The sequence below is a fragment of the Kineococcus indalonis genome, assembly GCF_009906395.1.
Taxonomy (GTDB): domain Bacteria; phylum Actinomycetota; class Actinomycetes; order Actinomycetales; family Kineococcaceae; genus Kineococcus; species Kineococcus indalonis.
On the sequence record NZ_JAAALM010000204.1, the window covers coordinates 1 to 6,567 of the forward strand.

Below are 6,567 nucleotides of genomic sequence, written 5' to 3' on the forward strand. Positions count from 1 at the left end.
GTCGGGGCCGTCGGGCCGGTCGGGGTCCACGGGCAGGCGCACCCGGAACACGGTGCGGCCCGGCACGCTCTCGACGGTCAGGGTTCCGCGGTGGCGCTGCACGACGACGCGCCAGGCGATGTCCAGGCCCAGGCCGGTGCCCTCGCCGACGTCCTTGGTCGTCACGAACGGCTCGAACACGCGCGGCAGCACCTCCGGCGGGACGCCGGGGCCGTCGTCGTCGACCTCCACGACGACGGCGCGCCCGCCGTCCTCGCCGCGCACGCGCAGCACCACGGTGCCGGGGGCGCCCGGGGCGGCGGCCAGCGCGTCCAGGGCGTTGTCGAGCAGGTTCGTCCACACCTGCGCCAGCTCCCCGGCGTGGCCGAGGACCTGCGGGACGTCGTGCGCGTAGTCGCGCACGATGCGCGCGCCGCCGGGGGCGCGGCCGGCGCCCGCGCCGAGCATCGCCACGCTGTCGTCGAGCAGCTCGCGCACGTCCACCCAGCGCGTGGGCGCCCGGTCCAGCTGGGCGTAGCGGCCGGCGGAGGCCAGCAGGGAGCTGATGCGGGCGCTGGCCGCGGCCGCCTCGCCCAGCAGGGACTCCACGGCCAGCGAGCGCGCCAGCCACGGCAGCGCGTCGCCGGCCGGCACGCCCGCGCGCTCGGCGGTGCCGGCGAACTCCACCAGCCGCTGCTCGCCCACCCCGGCGTCGGCCAGGGCGGCGGCGAGGTCGTCGGCGTCCTGCTCGGCCACGCCGGCGTCCTCCAGGCGCTCCAGCAGGGCGTCCTCGGCGTCGGCGCGGGCCAGCACGCCGTCCGCCGGCGGGGTCGCGCCCGCTCGCGCGGACGCCAGGCCCGCGGCGAGGTCCCGTCCGCCGGGCACCAGCCGCAGCAGGCTGGAGGTCAGGGCCCCCACCTGCGCCTGCAGCTGCACGACGGTGCGGCTCAGCGCCGCCGCCGGGTTGCCCAGCTCGTGGGTCAGGCCGGCGGTCAGCGAGCCCAGCGCGAGCAGCCGCTCGCGGGCGCTGACGAGCTCCTGGGCGTCGGTCAGGCCCAGGCGCAGCCCCTCCAGCAGGTGCACGGCCATGGGGAACCACTCGCGCACCGCGGCGCCGAACTCGGCGGCGGGCAGCACGAGGAAGGAGGCGTCCTCGGTGACGCGCAGCGAGGAGCTGTAGGCGCCCGGCGCCTCCTCGCCGAGGTAGGCCTCCCACGCGCCGGCGTACACGCCGCGCTGGCGGGTGCGGCCCAGCTCCAGGTCGTCCTCGCCGACGCGCCGGTACAGCGCGACCGCGCCGGAGAGCAGCACGAAGAACGAGCGGGCCGGCTCGCCCTGCCGGTACAGCCAGCCGGGCGCGACGGCCCGGACCGTGCCGGCGGCCGCGAACCGGGCGAGCTGGGCGTCGTCGAGGTGCTCGAAGAGGAACAGCGTGCGCAGCTCCCCCGGGGTCGCCGCGCGCACCGCGCCCGCCGCGCCCGCGCCCGCCGCGCCCGCCACGTCCGCCGCGGGGGCGCTCACGTGCGCGCCAGGTAGCGGTGCACGAGCATGACGGCCATCGCGCCCTCGCCGACCGCGGAGGCCACCCGCTTGACGGAGTCCGCGCGCGCGTCGCCGGCGACGAACACCCCGGGCAGCGAGGTCTCCAGGTGGTACGGGTCGCGATCCGGCGTCCAGCCCGCCGGGCGGCGGCCGTCGACGACGAGGTCCGGGCCGGCCTGGACGAACCCCCGGCCGTCGCGCTGGACGACGCCGTCGAGCCAGTCGGTGCGCGGCTCGGCGCCGATGAAGACGAACACGTGCTGGGCCGGCACCTCCCGCTCCAGGCGGCTGGAGCGGTCGCGCAGCACGATCGAGGACAGGTGCTCCGCGCCGCGCGCCCCGGCGACCTCGGTGCAGGTGAGGACCTCGATGTTCTCCCGCTCGCGCACCTGCTCCACGAGGTAGGCGGACATGGACGCCTCGATGCTGGGCCCGCGCACGAGCAGCGTCACGCTGCGCGCGGTGCGGGCGAGGTTCACCGCGGACTGCCCCGCGGAGTTCGCCGCGCCCACGACGAAGACGTCCTGGTCGGCGCAGGAGGTCACCTCGCTCAGCGCCGCGCCGTAGTAGACGCCGCGGCCGGTGAGCTCGGCCAGGCCGGGCCCGGCCAGGGTGCGGTAGGACACGCCGGTGGCCAGCAGCACGGTGTGCGCGGCGAGGCTGCTGCCGTCGACGAAGTGCAGCACGCGCGCGCTGCCGGCGGCCTCCAGGCGGGTCACGCTGCGCGCGGAGAGGCTCTCGGCGCCGAACTTCGCGGCCTGCCGGCGGGCCCGGTCGGCCAGCTGCGCGCCCGAGAGGCCGTCGGGGAAGCCGAGGTAGTTCTCGATGCGCGAGCTCTGCCCGGCCTGCCCGCCGGTGGCGTGCTCCTCCACCAGCACGGTGCGCAGGCCCTCGCTGGCGGCGTACACCGCCGCGCTCAGCCCGGCGGGGCCGCCGCCGACGATGGCGACGTCGTAGAAGTCGCGGCGCGGGCGGGTGGACAGCCCCACGTGCTCGGCCAGGGCGGTGTCGTCGGGGTCCAGCAGCGCCACCGGCGTGCCGCCGCGCGGGGAGCCCGGCGGCACCCCCGCGGCCTGCAGCAGCCGGCCGGCCTCGGCCTCCTCCACGAGCAGCCAGCGGTAGGGCACCTCGTTGCGGGCCAGGAAGTCGCGCACCGCGAACGAGCGCGCCGACCAGCGGTCGCCCACGACGACGACCTCGTCGGCCGGGCGCGGGGGCGAGGCCCGCCAGGCCTCCAGCAGCGCGTCCAGGACGGGGTAGAGCTTCTCCTCCGGCGGGTTCCACGGCTTGAGCAGGTAGTGGTCCAGGTCCACGTCGTTGATGGCGCGGATCGCCGCGGAGGTGTCGGCGTAGGCGGTCAGCAGCACCCGGCGCGCGGCGGGGAAGAGGTCCACCGCCTGCTCCAGCAGCTGCACGCCGTCCATCTGCGGCATCCGGTAGTCGGCCAGGACGGCCGCGACGGTGCCGCCGCGCAGCTTCACCTCGCGCAGCGCGGCGACCGCGTCGGCGCCGGAGTCCGCGCGCAGCACGCGGTGGGTCTGCCCGTAGCGGCGGCGCAGGTCGCGGGCGACCGCGCGGGACACGGCCGGGTCGTCGTCGACGGTGAGGAGCACCGGGCGGCCGGCGGGCGTGTCGGGCATGGCGGGAACCTCGCACCGCCCGCAGCCGCGGTCAAGGCCCCGGCCCGGGAGCGGTCGGGTGAGGGGTGGCCCTGGCGGGGCCACCCGCGGGATCGGGGAGGATGGGGGTGTGAGCGCCACCCTCGTCGCCAAGGACCTCAGCGCGGCGCACGGGACGCGCGCCCTGTTCTCCGGCCTGGACCTCGTCGTGGCCCCCGGCGACGTCGTGGGCCTGGTCGGCGCCAACGGCGCGGGCAAGTCCACGCTGCTGCGCCTGCTGGCCGGGATCGACGCGCCGGAGTCGGGCTCGGTGACGCTGTCCCCGCCGACCGCCACCGTGGGGTACCTGCCGCAGGAGCCCGAGCGCCGCCCCGGCGAGAGCGTGGCGGCGTTCCTGGGCCGGCGCACCGGCGTCACCGCCGCGCAGGCCGCGATGGACGCCGCCGCGCTGGACCTCGCCGACGGCGTGCCCGGCGCCGACGACCGCTACGCCGACGCCCTGGACCGCTGGCTGGCCCTGGGCGGGGCCGACCTCGACGAGCGCCGCGGGGAGGTGCTGGCCGAGGTGGGCCTGGCCGTGGACGTGGACCTGGCGATGACGGCGCTGTCGGGCGGGCAGGCCGCCCGCGCCGGGCTGGCCGCGCTGCTGCTCTCGCGCTACGACGTCTTCCTGCTCGACGAGCCCACCAACGACCTGGACCTGGACGGCCTGGAGCGCCTGGAGCGCTTCGTGGCGCAGCTGCGCTCGCCCGCCGTCGTGGTCAGCCACGACCGCGAGTTCCTGGCCCGCACCGTGGACCGGGTGGTGGAGCTGGACCTGGCGCAGCAGCTGGTGCGGGTCGTCGGCGGCGGGTACGAGGCGTTCCTGGCCGAGCGGGAGGTGCAGCGCCGCCACGCCCGCGAGGAGTACGAGGAGTACGCCGGCACCCGCTCCGGGCTGGAGGCGCGGGCCCGGATGCAGCGGAACTGGATGGCCAAGGGCGTGCGCAACGCGGTGCGCAAGGGCGAGCCGGACAAGATGATCCGCGCCAAGATGCGCGAGGGCAGCGAGAAGCAGGCCGCCAAGGCCCGCCAGACCGAGCGGATGATCGAGCGCCTGGAGGTCGTGGAGGAGCCCCGCAAGGAGTGGGAGCTGCGGATGTCGATCGCCGCCGCGCCCCGCTCGGGCTCGGTGGTGGCCGCGCTGCGCGGGGCCGTGGTGCGCCGCGGCGCGTTCGCGCTGGGCCCGGTGGACCTGCAGCTGGACGCCGGCGACCGCGTGGCCGTCACCGGCCCCAACGGCGCGGGCAAGACCACGCTGCTGCAGCTGCTGCTGGGGCGGGTGCAGCCGGGGGCCGGCACCGCCGCGCTCGGCTCGGGCGTGCGGGTGGGCGAGGTGGACCAGGCGCGCGGGCTGTTCCTGGGTGAGGCGCCGCTGGCGCGGGCGTTCGGCGAGGCCGTGCCGGAGCAGCCGGACGCGGAGGTGCGCACGCTGCTGGCGAAGTTCGGCCTGGGCTCGGCGCACGTGGGCCGCCCCGCCTCCAGCCTGTCGCCGGGCGAGCGCACCCGGGCGGCGCTGGCGCTGCTGCAGGCGCGCGGGGTGAACCTGCTCGTGCTCGACGAGCCGACGAACCACCTGGACCTGCCGGCCATCGAGCAGCTGGAGCAGGCGCTGGCGGACTACGGGGGCACGCTGCTGCTGGTCAGCCACGACCGCCGGCTGCTGGAGGCGGTGCACGTCACCCGCCGCCTGGCGGTGGACGCCGGAGCGGTCCGCGAGCTCTGAGCACCGCCCCGGCACGTCACGGCTGCGTTGCGACTGCGCGGCGCACGCGGGCAGCGGTTGACCGCGCCCCCCGGAGGCGCTTCCCTGCCCAGATGCCAGACGCAGCTCTCCACGCCCTCGCGGTGTCGGCCACCGCCGAGGACGGCGGCACGCTCGCACGGGTCGAGTCGTCCGTCGACGAGGTCTTCTCCGGGGTGTCCGACGCGCTCAGCAGCGTGATCTTCTACTCCGTGAGCATCGGCGGGGCCACCTTCCCGCTCATCGTCGGCTGGCTCGTCCTGGCCGGCCTGGTCTTCACCGCCTACTTCGGCTTCATCCAGTTCCGCGGCTTCAAGCTCGCCCTGGAGACCGTGCGCGGCCGGTTCAGCAGGGACTCCGACCCCGGCGAGGTGACCCACTTCCAGGCGCTGACCAGCGCGGTGTCCGGCACCGTGGGCCTGGGCAACATCGCCGGCGTCGCCGTCGCCGTCACCGTCGGCGGGCCGGGGGCCACCTTCTGGATGATCTGCGCCGGCCTGCTCGGCATGTGCACGAAGTTCGTCGAGTGCACCCTGGGCGTGAAGTACCGCGAGGTCCACGACGACGGCACCGTCACCGGCGGACCGTTCCGCTACCTCAAGGTCGCCTTCGCGAAGATCAGGGTCACCTGGGTCGGCACCGTGCTGACCGCCGTGTTCGCCATCGCGATCTTCTTCTTCGGCGTGGCCGGCGGCAACATGTTCCAGGCCAACCAGACCTTCGCGCAGGTGCGCAACGTCACCGGCGGCGAGGACGGCCCCCTGGGCAGCGACGGCGCCGCCTTCGTCTTCGGCGTGGTGCTCGCCGTGCTCGTCGGCCTGGTCATCCTCGGCGGCATCTCCTCCATCGGCCGCGTCACCTCCAAGCTGGTGCCGGCGATGGCGATCCTGTACGTGACCGCCTGCCTGGTCGTCATCCTGAGCAACCTCGGCCGCGTCCCCGACGCGGTCGGGGAGATCCTCAGCGGCGCCTTCGCCCCCCAGGGCGTCGCCGGCGGCGTGCTCGGCGCGCTCATCGTCGGCTTCCAGCGCGCGGCCTTCTCCAACGAGGCCGGGCTGGGCTCGGCGGCCATCGCCCACTCGGCGGTCAAGACGCGCCGGCCCGTCTCCGAGGGCTTCGTGGCCCTGCTGGAGCCGTTCGTCGACACCGTGATCATCTGCACGATGACCGCCCTGACGATCGTCATCGCCCAGCCGCAGAGCTGGCTGGACGCGCGCGCGGAGGTCGCCGAGACCGGCTCCAGCAGCGCCGACGGCGTGGTGCTGACCTCCGACGCCTTCGAGAGCGTCGTCTCCTGGTTCCCGGTCGTGCTGGCCGTGGCCGTGGCGCTCTTCGCGTTCTCCACGCTCATCACCTGGAGCTACTACTCGGAGAAGGCGTGGGCGCACTTCTTCGGCCGCTCCGCCGCCAGCGTGCTGACCTTCCGGATCGTGTACTGCGTGTTCACCGTCATCGGCACGGTGCTGACCTTCGGCTCGGTGCTGAGCCTGGCCGACGCGATGCTCTTCCTCTGCGCGCTGGTCAACATCATCGGCCTGTACCTGCTGGCGCCGGTGGTCAAGGCCGAGCTGCGCAGCTACCTCGCCGACCGGCGCAGCGGCGAGCTCGCCCGCCAGGCCGCCGAGGTCCCCTCCCCCTGACCCC

4 protein-coding genes are annotated in these 6,567 nt (G+C 76.0%); 2 read left to right on the forward strand and 2 right to left on the reverse strand.

Annotated features, from left to right (window positions below):
* The coding region (locus GTR00_RS24980) for a sensor histidine kinase (RefSeq protein ID WP_323132405.1) at positions 1-1,500 on the reverse strand (1,500 nt) is incomplete at its 3' end.
* Positions 1,497-3,161, reverse strand: coding sequence for an FAD-dependent oxidoreductase (locus GTR00_RS11330; RefSeq protein ID WP_166611730.1), 1,665 nt, complete (start codon positions 3,159-3,161; stop codon positions 1,497-1,499). The genes GTR00_RS11330 and GTR00_RS24980, both read right to left, overlap by 4 nt.
* 109 nt (positions 3,162-3,270) lie before the next feature.
* Here GTR00_RS11330 and GTR00_RS11335 point away from each other — a divergent pair, with 109 nt between their 5' ends.
* Both GTR00_RS11335 and GTR00_RS11340 read left to right on the forward strand, forming a co-directional pair.
* Positions 3,271-4,905: an ABC-F family ATP-binding cassette domain-containing protein gene (locus tag GTR00_RS11335; protein ID WP_166611731.1), complete on the forward strand. Its 1,635-nt coding sequence runs from the start codon at positions 3,271-3,273 to the stop codon at positions 4,903-4,905.
* Between the two features lie 92 nt (positions 4,906-4,997).
* Complete coding sequence (locus GTR00_RS11340; RefSeq protein WP_166611732.1) at positions 4,998-6,563, forward strand: alanine/glycine:cation symporter family protein; 1,566 nt, start codon at positions 4,998-5,000, stop codon at positions 6,561-6,563.
* Positions 6,564-6,567 lie beyond the last annotated feature (4 nt).

What these genes read in the sequence shown, in the direction of transcription:
- GTR00_RS11330 (WP_166611730.1), bottom strand. Translation starts at nt 3,161, where the DNA reads ATGCCCGACACGCCCGCCGGCCGCCCGGTGCTCCTCACCGTCGACGAC.
- GTR00_RS11340 (WP_166611732.1), top strand. Translation starts at nt 4,998, where the DNA reads ATGCCAGACGCAGCTCTCCACGCCCTCGCGGTGTCGGCCACCGCCGAG.